The 15516-nt window shown below is 69.5% G+C and carries 14 protein-coding genes and 2 pseudogenes; 11 read left to right on the forward strand and 5 right to left on the reverse strand.

The window, feature by feature from the left end; genetic code table 11:
* Positions 1-108: 108 nt before the first annotated feature.
* Together LRD69_RS28405 and LRD69_RS28410 are read left to right on the forward strand one after the other, a co-directional pair.
* The gene (locus tag LRD69_RS28405) at positions 109-2211 is read left to right on the forward strand and encodes a recombinase family protein (RefSeq protein ID WP_277329383.1); all 2103 of its coding nucleotides are present in this window, start codon (positions 109-111) and stop codon (positions 2209-2211) included.
* Positions 2118-3059 (forward strand): annotated as a pseudogene (locus tag LRD69_RS28410) (amidohydrolase family protein); the annotation flags it as partial. The gene LRD69_RS28405 and the pseudogene LRD69_RS28410, both read left to right, overlap by 94 nt.
* Positions 3060-3071: 12 nt before the next feature.
* Here LRD69_RS28410 and LRD69_RS28415 read toward each other — a convergent pair.
* Complete coding sequence (locus LRD69_RS28415) at positions 3072-3317, reverse strand: hypothetical protein (RefSeq protein WP_277329384.1); 246 nt, start codon at positions 3315-3317, stop codon at positions 3072-3074.
* Positions 3318-3395: 78 nt separating this feature from the next.
* On the opposite strand from LRD69_RS28415, the gene LRD69_RS28420 reads away from it, so the two are divergent.
* The 3 genes from LRD69_RS28420 to LRD69_RS28430 all read left to right on the forward strand — a co-directional run bounded on the left by LRD69_RS28420 (position 3396) and on the right by LRD69_RS28430 (position 6593).
* Positions 3396-4919 (forward strand): NCS1 family nucleobase:cation symporter-1, encoded by a 1524-nt coding sequence (locus LRD69_RS28420; RefSeq protein ID WP_277329385.1) that lies wholly within the window; start codon positions 3396-3398, stop codon positions 4917-4919.
* 267 nt (positions 4920-5186) lie between these two features.
* Entirely contained in the window at positions 5187-6188 is a 1002-nt protein-coding gene (locus LRD69_RS28425) for a TIGR03842 family LLM class F420-dependent oxidoreductase (protein ID WP_277329386.1), read from the forward strand.
* 279 nt (positions 6189-6467) lie between these two features.
* Positions 6468-6593: a hypothetical protein gene (locus LRD69_RS28430; protein ID WP_277329387.1), complete on the forward strand. Its 126-nt coding sequence runs from the start codon at positions 6468-6470 to the stop codon at positions 6591-6593.
* Between the two features lie 39 nt (positions 6594-6632).
* Here the strand turns inward: LRD69_RS28430 and LRD69_RS28435 are convergent, their stop codons facing one another.
* Complete coding sequence (locus LRD69_RS28435; RefSeq protein ID WP_277329388.1) at positions 6633-7406, reverse strand: hypothetical protein; 774 nt, start codon at positions 7404-7406, stop codon at positions 6633-6635.
* Between the two features lie 204 nt (positions 7407-7610).
* Here LRD69_RS28435 and LRD69_RS28440 point away from each other — a divergent pair, with 204 nt between their 5' ends.
* Complete coding sequence (locus LRD69_RS28440; protein ID WP_277329389.1) at positions 7611-8000, forward strand: hypothetical protein; 390 nt, start codon at positions 7611-7613, stop codon at positions 7998-8000.
* A 102-nt stretch (positions 8001-8102) separates the two neighbouring features.
* On the opposite strand, the gene LRD69_RS28445 is transcribed toward LRD69_RS28440, so the two are convergent.
* Together LRD69_RS28445 and LRD69_RS28450 are read right to left on the reverse strand one after the other, a co-directional pair.
* Positions 8103-9131 carry a nucleotidyl transferase AbiEii/AbiGii toxin family protein gene (locus LRD69_RS28445; RefSeq protein WP_277329390.1) on the reverse strand — a complete coding sequence of 343 codons (1029 nt, stop codon included), beginning with the start codon at positions 9129-9131 and terminating at the stop codon, positions 8103-8105.
* Positions 9128-9823: a hypothetical protein gene (locus tag LRD69_RS28450; RefSeq protein WP_277329391.1), complete on the reverse strand. Its 696-nt coding sequence runs from the start codon at positions 9821-9823 to the stop codon at positions 9128-9130. Before LRD69_RS28450 ends, LRD69_RS28445 begins: the two co-directional genes overlap by 4 nt.
* Before the next feature lie 215 nt (positions 9824-10038).
* Between LRD69_RS28450 and LRD69_RS28455 the strand changes: the two genes are divergently transcribed.
* The 5 genes and pseudogenes from LRD69_RS28455 to LRD69_RS28470 all read left to right on the forward strand — a co-directional run bounded on the left by LRD69_RS28455 (position 10039) and on the right by LRD69_RS28470 (position 13725).
* Positions 10039-11502 (forward strand): amidase, encoded by a 1464-nt coding sequence (locus LRD69_RS28455; protein WP_277329392.1) that lies wholly within the window; start codon positions 10039-10041, stop codon positions 11500-11502.
* Between the two features lie 39 nt (positions 11503-11541).
* A pseudogene (locus LRD69_RS31115) lies at positions 11542-11646 on the forward strand (hypothetical protein); the annotation flags it as partial.
* Between the two features lie 248 nt (positions 11647-11894).
* Positions 11895-12032, forward strand: coding sequence for a hypothetical protein (locus LRD69_RS28460; RefSeq protein ID WP_277329393.1), 138 nt, complete (start codon positions 11895-11897; stop codon positions 12030-12032).
* On the forward strand, positions 12032-12907 hold the full coding sequence (locus LRD69_RS28465) for an ATP-binding cassette domain-containing protein (RefSeq protein WP_277329904.1): 876 nt from the start codon (positions 12032-12034) through the stop codon (positions 12905-12907). Before LRD69_RS28460 ends, LRD69_RS28465 begins: the two co-directional genes overlap by 1 nt.
* Positions 12908-13176: 269 nt before the next feature.
* Positions 13177-13725, forward strand: coding sequence for a YciI family protein (locus LRD69_RS28470; RefSeq protein WP_277329394.1), 549 nt, complete (start codon positions 13177-13179; stop codon positions 13723-13725).
* Positions 13726-14199: 474 nt separating this feature from the next.
* On the opposite strand, the gene LRD69_RS28475 is transcribed toward LRD69_RS28470, so the two are convergent.
* Positions 14200-15078 carry a formylglycine-generating enzyme family protein gene (locus LRD69_RS28475; protein WP_277329395.1) on the reverse strand — a complete coding sequence of 293 codons (879 nt, stop codon included), beginning with the start codon at positions 15076-15078 and terminating at the stop codon, positions 14200-14202.
* Positions 15079-15516: the final 438 nt, after the last annotated feature.

Raw genomic sequence — 15516 nt, forward strand, 5'->3', positions numbered from 1 at the left:
AACTGGCGTTGTCAGTGATCACGAATAGAGTGTCTGTGAAAGGTCGAACTCCACTCAGCCCCGGTCGAGTTCCCCGGCCGGGGCCTTCTCATATCCAAGGAGAAGTAGTTGCGCAATCGCTCCGATCCCCGTGGCCCAAAGCCCAGCGCAGGACCAACCCGGGCTGCCGTCTACCTCCGCGTGTCCACTGCCAAGCAGCTCAAGGGATACGGCCTGCAGGTTCAGTTCGAGGAGTGCATAGCCTGGCTTGACTTCAAAATCGGCAAGGGAAAGTACACCTACGAGATCTACACCGATGGTGGCGTCTCCGGGAAGCTCGCCCAGCGACCCGACCTGGACGCGCTCAACGCCGACATTCAGGACGGCCGGCTCGACCTCGTCATCTTCGGCAAGCTCGATCGCATCGGGCGGACGATGAAAGACATCCACCGGTGGGTCTACGACACCACCGACATGGAAGTCCGCGTGGCCACCGCCGACGGGCGCATCGACAGCGATGACGAGATGTTCGGCATCCAGCTCAGCCTCCTCGCCTACATGGCCGAGCTCGAGCACACGATGATCCTCGATCGCACCATGGGTGGCCGGGAGAAGAAGCTGGCAGCCGGCGGCTGGCCCGGCGGCGTCGCACCGTTCTGGATCCAACTCCCTGGCAAGGGATCCAACGAAACCGCGAGCCTCCGCAAGGCGGGCGTCAAGCTTCTGGAAGTGGCCGCGCACCTCATCGCCGATGAGCGTAAGAGCGCTGAGGATGCGGCCCGTGGACTCAATCTGCTCGGGTACAGCACACCCCGCGGTCTTCCCTGGACCGGGGCCAACCTCATCCGCGTCTTCATGCAGACCGCACTCGACGGTTACATCCTCTACCGCAACACCGATCACCCCCGTGGCAACTCGGTGCGTATGGGATCCGACGGCCTGCCCCTCTACGGAGGGACGGTCCGGATTCCCGTCCCCGCACCGCTGCCGGCCGAGCGAGTCGAGCAGGTCCGCAAAGCGCTCGCGCGACGGTCCTTCAGCAAGCAGAGCCACAAGGACTATTTGCTGTCCGGACGTGCCAAGGCGCTCTGCGGACACCACTACGTCGGTACCTACCGTGAGATGCGCGACCGGATCACTTATCGATGCAGCGGCCGCCGAGAGGTCGAACCGTGCGGTTGCCAGGAAATACTCGCTGCCCCACTCGAAACCGTGGTGTGGGACGAGGTGGCTGCCACTCTCGGCGATCAGTCAAAGCTCAAGAGTCTGGCAGAGGAATGGGTCGGCGACGTCCCCAAGCGTTCCCGCGCATATCGCGAACGTATAGCAGATCTGGACGAGCAGATAGAACGCAACCGGCGTATGCGAAAGAAGAAGCTGGTCGCCCTCGCGGCAGTTATGGCGGCCGACGACAGCGACGACGCTGAAACCGAACAGGAGATCCAGGAAACAATCGCCGAAGTGAAGACGGAGCTGAAGAACAAGGAACTTCAGCTACGAAAAATGCGTGACGACACCATGGAATGGCTTCTTGAAGCCGAGCAGCAGGAAGACCGAGCCAAAGAGGTTCTCGACCTCGCCCTCCAGGCTCGTCCTCGACTCGACGACCTCTCCGCGGAGAAGAAGCGTGACCTTCTCGACCTTCTCGGTATCGAGGTCCGAGTCACGAGCACGGTGCCGGGCGCTCTGCGAAGCGCCGGGTGCCCGTTCGAGACCTGGTTCGAGAGGAGCGGACGGCTCGTCCCCCCGCCACTCACCGACACGCAGTGGGAGAAGATCGAGGCGCTCTTCCCAATCCCGAAGAAGAAGTCCAGGATTGTGCCCCCGCGACTCGCGTTCGAGGCGTCGTTGTACAAGGTTCGGCATGGCCTCATGTGGAAAGCTCTTCCCGAGCACGTCACACAGGGGCAGCGTCCGCAGAGCCTCTATCAGCGCGCTCTGGACCATCTGAAGGCCGGGGTCTGGGAGAGGGCTATATGCGCACTTGGAGACGGTTACGACGGCACCTCCGTGCCGCCTCGCTACGGCCTGCCGGATCTCCACATCACCGGCACCTTCGACCCGCGGCTCGGCGCTCCGCCCCAGCGGGCCCGTCGCGGAGCGGACGTCGCGATGTCGGAGGGCGCAGCCACACACGTTTCAAGCTGTTCATGGCCTACCCCGGGGTCTTCTACAGCGACGACGGGCAGATCCTGCGCGCCATGCAGAGGGCCGCCGGCAACGGCGGGCTGATCATGATGCACGCCGAGAACGGCATCGCGATCGACGTCCTCGTCGAGCAGGCACTGGCCGCGGGCCGCACCGATCCGCGCTATCACGGCGATGTCCGCAAGGTGGCGCTGGAGGCCGAGGCCACCCATCGCGCCATCCAGCTGGCCCGCGTCGCCGGATCCCCGCTGTATGTCGTGCATGTCTCCGCCGACGAGGCCGTCGCCGAGCTGGCGGCCGCCCGCCACAAGGGACTTCCGGTCTTCGGCGAGACCTGTCCGCAGTACCTCTTCCTCTCCACCGACAACCTTGCCGAGCCGGACTTCGAGGGCGCGAAGTACGTCTGCTCCACCCCGCTGCGGCCCAAGGAGCACCAGGAGGCGCTCTGGCGCGGCCTTCGGAACAACGAACTCCAGGTCGTCTCCACCGACCACTGCCCGTTCTGCTTCTCCGGCCAGAAGGAGATGGGCCGCGGCGACTTCTCGAAGATCCCGAACGGCATGCCCGGCGTGGAGAACCGGATGGACCTGTTGCACCAGGCGGTCGTGGAGGGCCGCATCTCCCGCCGTCGCTGGATCGAGATCGCCTGCGCCTCCCCGGCCCGGATGTTCGGTCTCTACCCGAAGAAGGGCACCATCGCCCCGGGCGCCGACGCCGACGTCGTCATCTACGACCCGCATGCCGAGCAGACCCTCTCTGCCGAGACCCATCACATGAACGTCGACTACTCGGCGTACGAAGGGAAGCAGCTCACCGGTCAGGTCGACACCGTCCTTTCGCGCGGCGAAGTCGTCATCGACCGGCGGAAGTTCACCGGCCGTGCCGGGCACGGCATGTACACCCCGCGCGCCACCAGTCAGTACCTGGACTAGCGGGCCGCCCGTTCACGCCACCACGCCCACCACGTCCGGGACGGAAGCCCGGCGGCGGCTTCCGTCCCGGACGGGATCGTCGACCGCCGCTGCCTGCTCGGGCCGGCCGAGGCGGACGTCGAGGGGGTGTGAGCGCTGCGGGAGCCGGGCCTCGACCGGTTCGCGGGGTGCGCGACGGGCGAGGCGGAACAGGAGGTGATCGGCACCTGCGCGCGGGACGTGATCCCCGCGGTGCATGCGTGACGCGACAACACCCATACCGAGCACAGCAGTTCACGGCACCCGTATGGCCATGTTCCCCGTCCCCCGCAGGAACCCTCATCGAACGGACTGCCCATGACCGACACCGCCCCACCCTCGTCACCCGTCGCAGGCCCCGCCGCCGTGGAGCTCGGCGCGGATGCCTATCCCGCCGGCAGCCGCTACGCCAACGAGGACCTGCGCCCCGTCCCCATCGCCGAACGACGCTGGACCACGTACAACTTCGTGGCCCTGTGGATCGGCATGGCCCACTGCATTCCGTCCTGGACGCTGGCCTCCGGCCTCGTCGCGCTGGGTATGGACTGGAGGCAGGCGGTTCTCACCATCGGCCTGGCCAACGTGATCGTGCTGTTTCCGATGCTCCTGACCGGGCACGCCGGACCCAAGTACGGCATACCGTTCCCGGTCCTGGCCCGAGCCTCGTTCGGGATCCGCGGGGCGAACCTGCCGGCCATGGTGCGGGCCGCCGTCGCCTGCTGCTGGTTCGGCATCCAGACCTGGATCGGCGGCCAGGGCATCTTCGTGCTCCTCGGGAAGATCTTCGGAGGCTGGGCGGACGCGTCCGAGGTGGGCGGCTACCCGTGGACCCTCTGGTTGTGCTTCGTCATCTTCTGGGTGCTCGAACTCGCCATCATCTACCGGGGAATGGACACGCTGCGCCGCTTCGAGAACTGGGCGGCGCCCTTCGTGCTCGTCGGCGCGGTCGTGCTGCTCGTCTGGATCGCGAACAAGGCCGGCGGCTTCGGTCCGCTGCTGCACGAGCCGTCGAAGCTCGGCTGGGGAGCGGACTTCTGGAAGGTCTTCTTCCCCGGCCTGATGGGCATGATCGGTTTCTGGAGCACGCTGTCTCTGAACATCCCCGACTTCACGCGCTTCGGGAAGGGCCAGCGTGCCCAGGTGTGGGGCCAGACGCTCGGCCTGCCGACCACCATGACGGTCTTCGCCCTCATGTCGGTGCTGGTGACGGCCGGTTCGGAGCAGGTGTACGGGGCGGCGATCTGGGACCCGGTCGCGCTGGCCGGCAAGACGGACAACGTCTTCGGTCTGCTCTTCGCGCTCATCACCGTGTTCGTGGCGACGATCTCCGTGAACATCGCCGCCAACGTCGTCTCACCCGCGTACGACCTGGCGAACCTGGCACCGAAGGTCATCAACTTTCGCAGGGGCGCCCTCATCACGGGTGTGCTGGGCGTGCTGATCATGCCGTGGAAGCTGACGTCCACGCCCGAGCTGTACATCTTCACGTGGCTGGGCGTGGTCGGCGGACTGCTCGGCACGGTCGCGGGCATTCTGATCGCCGACTACTGGATCATCCGCCGCACCACGCTGTACCTCGCCGACCTCTACGTGGCCGGCGGACGCTACTGGTACAGGGCCGGCTGGAACTGGCGGGCCGTTGCGGCCTTCGTGGTGGGCGGAGTGCTCGCCGTCGGAGGGTCGTACTCGACCGTCAACGAGAACGGGGTCAAACAGGGGCCGTTGCCCGTCGACGGTCTGATCCCGTTCCTCAAGCCCCTCGCCGACTACGGGTGGGCCGTGGGGCTCGGCGCGTCGCTCGTCGTGTATCTGACCCTGATGGCAGGCAAGAGGCGGGCATGAGAGGCGCAGTCCTCGCCCGGCCGTCCCCATGGGCACTGCGCTTCGCGCCCATCCGCCCTTCTCGCAGGGTTCCCACGACTCGCGTTCGAGGGGTCGTTGCACAAGGTTCGGCGCGGCCCGATGTGGAAGGATCTCCCGGAGCACGTCACTCAGGGCCGACGCCCCCAGAGCCGGTGATCACCGGCCGGCGGAAGTTCACCGGCCGCGCCGGACACGGCATGTACACCCCTCGCGCCACCAGCCAGTACCTGGACCAGGAGCACCGTCATGGACTTCGGACTCGTTCTCCAGACCGACCCGCCCGCCTCCGCCGTCGTCGGCCTGATGCGCCGAGCCGAACGCAACGGCTTCCGCTACGGCTGGACTTTCGACTCGGCCGTGCTGTGGCAGGAGCCGTTCGTCATCTACAGCCGGATCCTGGAACACACCGAACGCCTCGTCGTCGGCCCCATGGTCACCAACCCGGGCACCCGCACCTGGGAGGTGACCGCCTCCACCTTCGCGACCCTCAACGACATGTACGGCAACCGCACCGTCTGCGGCATCGGCCGGGGTGACTCGGCGATGCGTGTCGCCGGGCGCAGGCCGAACACCCTGGCCCGCCTCGGAGAGGCCATCGACGTCATCCGCGACCTCGCCGAGGGCCGGGAGGCGACCGTCGACGGGCAGCAGATCCGGATCCCCTGGGTGAAGGACGGCAGACTGCCGGTCTGGATGGCCGCGTACGGCCCGAAGGCGCTGGCGCTGGCCGGGCAGAAGGCCGACGGGTTCATCCTCCAGCTGGCCGACCCGTACCTGACCGAGTGGATGATCAAGGCGGTACGGGAGGCGGCGGCCGAGGCGGGCCGCGACCCGGACGCGGTGACCATCTGCGTCGCCGCCCCCGCCTATGTCGGCGACGATCTCGACCATGCCCGCGAGCAGTGCCGCTGGTTCGGCGGGATGGTCGGCAACCACGTCGCGGACCTGGTGTCCCGGTACGGCGAACACTCCGCACTGGTCCCCGAGGCCCTCACCGAGTACATCGCCGGACGGTCCGGATACGACTACAGCCACCACGGCCGCGCGGGCAACCCGGATACCGCCTTCGTGCCGGACGAGATCGTCGACCGGTTCTGCCTGCTGGGTCCCGCCGAGGCACACATCGAGAAACTCCAGGCGCTGCGCGACCTGGGCGTCGACCAGTTCGCGGTCTACAACATGCACGATGCACGCGAAGCCACGATCGACGCCTACGGTGCGACAGTCATCCCGGCCCTCACCGGTTGACCGTCCGTCGAAACGGCGCACAGCATCACTGCGTCCGTCGCTCGGCGCGCTTCCGAAGACCTGGTGAGCGGCGACCTCGGCCCGACCGTGACGGTCGGGCCGGATGCCTGCTGCGCCAGGGGCCGGTGCGCAAGGTAACGCCCCGAGCCTCTTCGGGCAAGATCCGACCACCGGGGCCGTGATCCTGCTCGATCCCCACGCGCCTGCGGAGCTGCGTGACGTGGCCGGGATGCGCGCCGAGTTGTGCCCCTGCGGGGCGATCGAGGTCTGGGCGGTTCGGTGGCATGGGCGTTCATCGGGGGACATGTGGTCGAGAACGACGTCGATGCCGGGGGCACCGCAGCGTTCCTGGTCCTGTTCGTCCTCCTCGGCAGTCTGCTGGCCCTGCCCAGGATGCCTGGCTGAACGACTCGGGCCGGCAAGGCAGTTGAGTGCAGACGGCCGTCACGTCGCGCGGGCCGGTGCCTCGTCGATGTCGAACGTCTCCTCCGGTGACGGCGTGGCCGTGGGCACCGGTTTGTCGAAGGCCGAGAAGTTCATGGTCGCGTTCGCCTTGGGCGAGCCGCCCGTCGCCGTGATCCGCAGCGGATACGGCTTGCCGGTGGCCGCGACGTACATCGTCAGCTTCCGGCCCTTGTCCATCCGGAACAGCGGGATGACGGAAGCTCCTCCGAGGGTGGTCTTCCTTCCCTTCGTCAGCGTTCCCTTGGCCTTGGTCGCGTTGCCGCTGATCGCATTCCGGAACGTGTCCAGGTCGCAGGTGCTCGCCAAGTTGCGCAGCCGAGGGTCCGAGGCCGAGCCCTTCGTGTAGTGGCTGGCGAGAATCGCGGCGGAGGCGTCGCCCAGGTCGGGGGCCTGCCTCTTCCAGAAGACGGCGTCCGGTTTGATCCAGACGGTGTCGCCCCGCCTCACGATCCGGACGGATCCCCGGTCCTTGCCCAGGTGCAGCGACCCGTTGCAGTTGCCGTCCCGGTCCAGGACGAGATCCACGGTGGTCGACGTACCGCGGCCGTCGAAATCGCCACGGGTACTGAGGTGCAGGGAGTGGGCACTCAGGAGGGCCTCGCGGGAGCGGTCGGCTATCTGCCGGGCGGACAGCGTGTCGATGTCGTCATCGGCCCGTGCCGCACCTGCGCCGGTCAATCCGCCGCTCGTGAGACCGAGCACGACGGCCGCTGTCCAGACGGCCGAACGCCTGCCGATGGGTGTGCCGGTCACGTCGCCTCCCTCGAAAGGGGCTACCGGAACTCTTCGGTCCGCGGTCCGACTTTTTGAGCGTACGCCGGGTCGGGTACGGCCGCGATTTCGCGTCGGCACCGCACCCGCGTACACAGGGTGAGGTCATGCGGTGTTTTTGGTCACGGACGGTGGGGGACGGTGTCGGGGCACCGAGATCGTCACAGCGAAAGGGAAGTACGAAGCATGAAGTCGTCCAGGCCGACACCCCTGTTCAGGTCCGTGCCCGTGTCCGTGGGGAACGTGTCCAGAGCCGTGCTGCGGGGCGCCGTGGTCGCGGGAACAGCCGTGGCCCTTGCGGTGCCCGCGACCGTGTCCACCGCGGTGACGCCCCGGGTGACGCCGCCGGGTCTGTCCTGCGACACCGGCAAGCACGAGATCGACGACTACACCGGCTACGCGCTGTGCCGGAACAACGGCAGTACGGCGCAGACCTTCTGGGTGCACCTGGTCTGCGGCTGGTCTCCGGACATGGACGGTGAACACGTCACCCTCAATCCGGGGCAGTCCGGCCAGTCCACCGCGCACTGCGCCGGCCTCGGCACCGGGATCGGCGAGATCAGCGTCCAGCCGTAGCGCACGCTGTGTGTCCATGCGGTCGATGTCTGCGGGAGTGAGTGCCGTACGCCCCCGCAGACATCGGTCCGCGGCACGGTGGCTCTCCCGACGACGGGGCCATCAGCGATCCGGCACCGCTGCCGGCAGCGCGGCGAGCGCACGCGCCAGTCGCGTCCGCAGCGCGTCCGGACCGGCGTCCACCCACGGGTGATCCGCGTGGAACGCCGACCAGTTCACCAGCCAGTCCAGCACCGCCTCCGGGCTGAAGCCGGATGCGTGCGGCCCCAGCACCGTGTGCAGCAGCTGCGGCGTCAGCCGGGTCCGCGGGAGCTCCGCAAGCAGCACCGCGTCGTACAGATCCTTGGCCGCCGAACGGCCCTCGGCCTGCTGGTCCTCGGCGAGCCAGAGCAGCTTCCAGGCGAGCGAGAGCTCGGGACTCGCCGTCCGCACCGGCAGGGGCGGCCCGCCGCCGACACGTGGGCAGGCCGTCCACACGGGGGCTTCCGGCAACCGCTCGTCCTGGGCGAAGTCCATGCGCAGTTCGCCCGGAGGCACCCCGTCCGCCTGCCAGGGGACGACGACACGCACGCCGGGGGTCTCGTACTCCCGGTACATCCACACGCCGTCCGACGTCACCGCGCCCGGATCGATCCGGATGCCCTGGGGCAGTGGCGGACCAGCCTTCAGCGCCGCGGCGACCTCGTCCTGCGGGGCGGGGCTCGGCTCCCGTGCGTCGGAGTCGATCCAGTGCAGCCCCTCGGGCGCGAGCACGGGCCGGGAGCCGCCGGTGGCGTGGCACTCGCCGTCCGTCCACAGCTCGGCGGCGGCCGCGCCGTCCGCGGCTTCGGGCCACTGCTGGACGACATCGATCCCGGCGACGTACGGATAGGGGTCGAGGCGGTCGGTGAACTGGTCCGACGACGGCTCCAGCACGATCCAGTCCAGATCGCCCGGTTCCCGGGCGGCCGCGCCGACCCAGGCCTGGAGAGGGAGACTGCCCCGCAGGATCAGCCCGTCGCCCCACGCCGACTCGGTGATGACCTGGAGCAGATGGTCCTGGACGGTGCGCCGGGCGGCCCGCCAGCGTGGTGCGAGGGAGGGATCTCGGAACGCCGGTTCGCCGGGGAACGGCCGGTCCCTCGCACTCATGCGGTCACCTCGTTGCCGCTCCGCTCCGTGCCCCATTCCCCGGTCCGCTCGTCGATCCAGCCCGCGTCCACCGCAGGATGGTCGTCGTGCACCACGAACTCCTCCTCGGTCTCCGTCACTTCGAGGCCGGCAGCGGCCAGCGCGCCGAGGAGGGCGTCGAGCCGGACGCGGGCCTGCGGACGGCCGACTCCGCGGCAGCGCTGGGTGACGAACCGTTCGTGGCGCCCTTGCCGGGCGGCGCGGCGGGCGTTGCGCGAGAGGTGCGCGCTGTGCCGCTCGGCCACGACCCGTGCCATGGCCACCTCCGCCTCCCCCGAAAGCAGCAGCTTGACGTGGTGCTCGAAATGGCAGACCGACGACAGCGCGGCCGCTTCGACCGCTGTCCGTGGTATCTCCTCGTTCCATGGAGCCGCCTCGATCTTCACCCGTACGACGGAGAAGCCCGCAGTCCGCAGTTCGGCGGACCGGAGACGGGCGACGGCCCGCTGCTCGGCGAGGGTGCCCCGCCCCCGTTCGGTCAGCATCGGCTGGTCGGGCATGGCGCCACGGTCCAGCACGATACGGGTGAGTTTCAGACCGCTCAGGCCGGCCCACCGCTCCAGGCGCGCACCGGTGGCGGCGTCGGCTCCGAGCCGCACGGTCAGGTGCGTCTCGAACTCCCCCCGGAACGCCCTCTCGACCACTGTGTCCACCGGTCCCCCTCCACCCCGTTCCGCTCGGTGTCCTTCGCAGGAGAACGTAGCAACCGGCACCGACAGTCCAGCCGCCCTGCCTGCCACTTTCCGGACCTCGCCGCGCCGCTCCCCGCGGAACGGTTGAGCGGACCGCCCCCACTCGTTACCCTCCAGTAAGTCTGTACGGGCCGTCAGGTGCGGGCACGCACCGATATCCGGGAGGCGGGCACCCGATGTCCTCCGCAGAAGCCGTGGAATCCACCGAGCCGACCGAACCGGGCCATCCGGCCGGACTGGCCGACACCGCACGGGCGCTGGCCGCCGGCCGTACCACCTCGACCCAGCAGGTGTCCGCCGCTCTCGCGCGCATCGAAGCGAGCCAGGGCACCCTCAACGCCTTTCGCCAGCTGCGTGCCGTGTCCGCGCTGGCCGAGGCCGCCGAAGCCGACCGGCGGCTCGCCGTGGGGGAGCGGCTGCCGCTGCTCGGTGTGCCGGTCGCCGTCAAGGACGACACCGATGTCGCAGGCATGCCCACCTACTTCGGCTGCGGGGGCGACCTGCCCGCCGCCACCGCCGACAGCGAAGCCGTGAGACGGCTGCGGGCGGCCGGTGCCGTGATCGTCGGGAAGACCAACTCCTGCGAGCTCGGCCAGTGGCCCTTCACCGAAGGGCCCGCCTTCGGGGCCACCCGTAACCCCTGGCACACCGGGCACACCCCCGGCGGCTCGTCAGGCGGTTCGGCGGCAGCCGTCGCCGCCGGGCTGGTTCCTGCCGCGCTCGGTTCCGACGGCGCCGGGTCCGTCCGGATCCCCGCCGCCTGGACCCATCTGGTCGGCATCAAACCGCAGCGCGGCCGGATCTCCGTACACCCCCACCACGACGCGTTCCAGGGCCTCACCGTCAACGGCCCGCTGGGCCGGACCGTCGCCGACGCCGCACTGCTGCTCGACGCGGTCGCCGGGCCGCACCCCGACGACCTGTACCGGCCGCCGCCCGTCGCCGCCTCGGCCGCCGCGGAACGCGACCCGGGCAGGCTGCGGATCGCTCTCGCCTGGCGGCCCCCGCTCACCCTCACCGGCACGACCCCCCACCCGGACGTACGACGGGCGGTCACCGCGCTGGCCGAGGTCCTCGCCCGGCTCGGTCACCTGGTCGAGGAAGCCAGGCCCCGTTACGGGCTGATCGGCCTCGGCTTCGTCCCCCGTGCCACCGCGGGGATCGCCGAGCTCGCCGCACTCCACCCCGAACCCGCCCTCCTCGACCCGCGCACCCGCAGCGCCCTGCGCACCGGCACCCGGCTCGGCGGCCGAGTGGTGCGGGCTGCCAGGGCGCGCGAAGTGCGCCAGCACCGCAGGATCGGCGGGTTCTTCCGGACCTCACCGGACAGCGCCGGGTACGACGTGCTGCTGACCCCGACGACCGCCGCGCCACCACCCCGTATCGGAACCTTCGACGGGCTGAGCGCATGGCGCACCGATGTGGCGATCACCGAAGCCTGCCCGTACGCCTGGCCCTGGAACGTGCTGGGCTGGCCCGGCATCAACGTCCCCGCCGGGTTCACCGCCGACGGGCTCCCCGTGGGCGCCCAACTGCTGGGCCCCTCCCGCAGCGAGGCGCTGCTGATCTCCCTCGCCGCGCAGCTGGAGGCCGATCAGCGATGGTACGAGCACCGGCCGCCGACCTACGAGGGTTCCTGACGCCCCGTCGGCCGGAGCGCGCAGCGGGCATGCAATCCGCTGGGCGCCGTCTCCCTCGCGGTCCTTCTGCTGCTGGTGGCGGCCGTGCTCCTCGCACCGCTGCTCGCACCCCAGAGCCCGGGCGCCTCCTCACTGAGCGACGCGTTCGCCGGTCCGAGTGGTGCCCATCCGCTCGGCATGGACTCGGCCGGGCGCGACATCCTCTCCCGCATCCTCTACGGCGGGCGCAACACCCTCGGCGGCGCCCTCATCGCGCTCGGCATCGCCCTCGTCCTGGGCGTACCGTCCGGCCTCTACGCCGGTTACTACGCGGGGAAGTTCGACGCCGTCGCCAACTGGGTCGTCAACCTCGTCATGGCGCTGCCCGACATGGTCGTCCTGCTCGCCGCATCGTGGAGACCGGCAGCACCGAGCAGGTACTCCACGACCCGCAGGACTCCTACACCCGCACCCTGCTCGGCGCCGTCCTCGACGCCGCCCCCGCACGCTCACCCTGGCAGCCCCGAGAGGCGAGGAGCATCACGTCATGATGACCACCGCCGAGGCAGGCGCCGCTTCCCGACAGGCCACGGAAGAGACCCTGTTGACCGTACGGGACCTGCACGTCTCGTTTCCCGGAAAGGGCTGGCGCGCCGCGCGCACCGAGGTCCTGAAGGGCGTCGACCTCGACATCAGGCACGGTGAAACCGTCGGCCTGGTCGGGGAGTCGGGCTCCGGAAAGACCACCATCGGCCGCGCGATCCTCGGCCTGGTACCCGTGGCATCCGGCACCATCACGTTCGACGGCGAACGCATCGACACGGCGAGCACCGCTCGTCGCCGCGCCCTCAGCCGCGACCTCCAGGTAATCTTCCAGGACCCGTACACCTCCCTGAACCCGTCCCTGACCATCGGCGACATCCTGGCCGAACCACTGCTCGGCCAGGGCATCGACGCCCGTGAGGCCCGCAGCCGCGTCGGAGACCTCCTCGACCGGGTCCATCTTCCGGCGGACGCCGCCGGGCGCCTGCCCCGCGAGTTCTCCGGAGGGCAGCGCCAGCGGGTCGCCATCGCCCGTGCTCTCGCGCTCCGGCCGCGGCTCGTCGTCTGCGACGAACCGGTCTCCGCCCTGGACCTCACCACCCAACGGACGGTCCTCGACCTCCTGCTGGAGATCCAGGCGGATACCGGCGTCTCCTACCTCTTCGTCTCCCACGACCTGTCCGTGGTCCGCTGCATGAGCCACCGGGTCGCCGTGATCCACCGCGGCGAGATCGTGGAGACGGGTGACGCCGAACAGGTCACCACCGCACCGCGCCACCCCTACACCCGCACCCTGCTGCTGTCCGCCCCCGTCGCGGACGTCGCCGAGCAGCGCCGACGCAGGGAGCAACGCACCGCATCCGCCGGACAGTTGCCAGGCTGACGAACAGCCGGAGCACACCGCGAACACCCGCCCCGGGCCCACTGCCGCTGACCCGCCCTCGCCCGGCGACCGGCCGGGAGCGGATCCTCCGACACCGGCGTGCCACCACCCGCACAGGGCCGTGGCACGCCGGCTCCTGCATGCCGGCCGCCCCGGCCACACACCTTCCTCATCGATGGCTTCATGCCGGCGCACCGCACGGTGACCCACCACCCGCCCGATCTTCGAAGTCGGACCCCGGTCCGGTCAGGGTGGTCAAGACTGAGGGCATGGAGTTCTTCTGCTACCACCGTGATCGGCCCGGCTCCGTGGCACTGCGCGACGAGCTGCTGGAAGAGCACTGGTCCTACATGGACCGGTACGCGACGGAGATGATCGCCCGCGGACCGACCCTCGCCGACGACTGCGACACACCTACCGGCAGTGTGCACATCGTCGACCTGCCGGATCCTGCCGCCGCCCGCGCGTTCGCCTTCGACGAGCCCAACTACCAAGCCGGCGTCTACCGGGACGTGCTGCTGCGGCGGTGGCGCAACACTCTGGGGCGCACCATGTGGGACTTCCCCGGGGGAGGGACCGGTGGCCACCGATACCTGGTACTCGGAATCGGCGCCGGGCAGGCCGCCGACCTTGCCGTGCCGCCCGGCCGGGACGAACTGATCGCGTACGGGCCGCTGTTGTCCGACGACGGCACTGCCTGGCTGGGTACAGCGGCGCTGGTCCGCGCGCCGGACCCGGACACGGCACGCGCCGTCCTGACCCCCGGCCGGTACGCCGACATCGAGGTCCACACCTGGCAGTTCGGCGGGCGGTCGTGACGAACCGAGGGCTCGGACGGTTCTGAAGCGCCGAGTCGCGGGCGGCCCGCCCGTATCCACACCAGGCCCGGGTCGCATCGAACGGTCCATCGCGGCACACAGTCCGGCACTCCGGCCCGGTCCTGACCGGGTCGGCCTGCGGCATCCCGGTGGCAGCCCGGGCGAGGACGGCACGGGGCCGGCCGCCCTGCATCGCCACATCCGGCTCTCCGTGTCGCCGGTCCGTGCACTGTCGCCCGGCCGCACCCAGCTCTGCGGGGCGCGAGCCGGGTGCGGGCCGGGCGCTACGCCGCTGGGCACCGTGCCCGAACAGCGACCGCCGCGCCGGTCCGCCGGGCACGTCCCCCTGCCACCTGACACGGCCCACACCGACGATCGACGTCAGCGTGCGAGCTGCTGTCAGGCGGCAGGCCTTGATCCATTTCGAGGGCGCATGCTGTCGACCTCTTTCAGTGACCTCGCCACCGTTGGCGATCAAAGCCCGTGGGGCGACTCACGGGAAACGACGCGGAATCCGATGTTTCCGGCGGAGCTGTCCGGTGTGTTGGAAGTCCGTGCCGCGACGCGGTATCGGTTGCAATACGACTCGTGACACAGATACGAGCCACCGCGCATGGCGCGTGCATCCGGGGCGGATCCAGGCTCCGTGAAGTCATCGGCGCACCACTCCCATACGTTTCCGACCATCTGGTAGAGGCCGTAACCGTTGGGCTGGAATGTCTTGACCGGTGCCGTGCCGATGTAGCCGTCGGCTGCGGTGTTGTGGTGCGGGAAGGTGCCCTGCCAGATGTTGCAGCGGTATCGCCCCCGCGGAGTGAGGTCGTTCCCCCATGGGTAACGGGCCTGTTCCAGCCCGCCGCGAGCGGCGTACTCCCATTCCTGTTCCGTGGGAAGTCCGGTTCCACTCCATGAGCAATAAGCCTGCGCGTCATTCCAGGAAACGTGCACCACCGGGTGGTTGGGTCGGTCGGCGACGGCGGATCCCGGACCTTCTGGGGCGCGCCAGAAAGCGCCGGCGATCGGCAGCCACCACGGTGTCGCCTGAGGGACCTGTGTCACGGTGCGCCGCAACCGCGACGAGACGAACATATGGAAGACGAACGACCAGCCGAAACGTTCCGCCTCGGTGATGTAGCCGGTGGACTTGACGAAAGCGGCGAACTGGGCATTCGTCACGGAGACCGGTGAGACGCGGAAGGCCTTCACCTCGATCTCCCGCACCGGCCCCTCACCGTCACCCGGGTTGACGTCCGGTTCCTCGCTGCCCATCAGGAACCGGCCACCCGGCAAGGACACCAATTGTTTCCTCAACTGGCGCCGCCGCTCGTCCGATGCGGTGGCGACCGGAAGCATGGTCGGAGCGCTCACCTCTTCACGCGCAACGGCACAGCATGACGGGCGGGACTCGCCGGTCGCGGGCGTCGTCTCCGGGCGGGTGTTGTTGCAACCGGACGGGTCGCCGCTATCTCTCACCACTCACCTTCCTTCTTCTGCGCCGTGCCGGCACGGCGCGTGCAGAGCCGACCCGAGTCGGGCAGGGCTTCAGTGGACCGCAGGTCCTGGAGGGGGCTGAGCGCCCGTGTCAGCCGGATCCCGGTGGGTTCGGTCGAGATCGGCCAGGAAGCGCATCCATCGGTTGCACGTGTCACCCCGCTGGCGCAGTGCATGATAAAGGATCTCGGTGAGCCCGCGCCGGATGGTCCGATGCGCAGGCGGAGTGCGGATATTCCGGAGCTCGTGCGGGCCGGTCTCCATGTGCTCGCTCGTCGACGTGACACGGGCGGCGGCTTC

Origin of the sequence: Streptomyces sp. JH14 (assembly GCF_029428675.1) — a bacterium.
GTDB lineage: Bacteria > Actinomycetota > Actinomycetes > Streptomycetales > Streptomycetaceae > Streptomyces.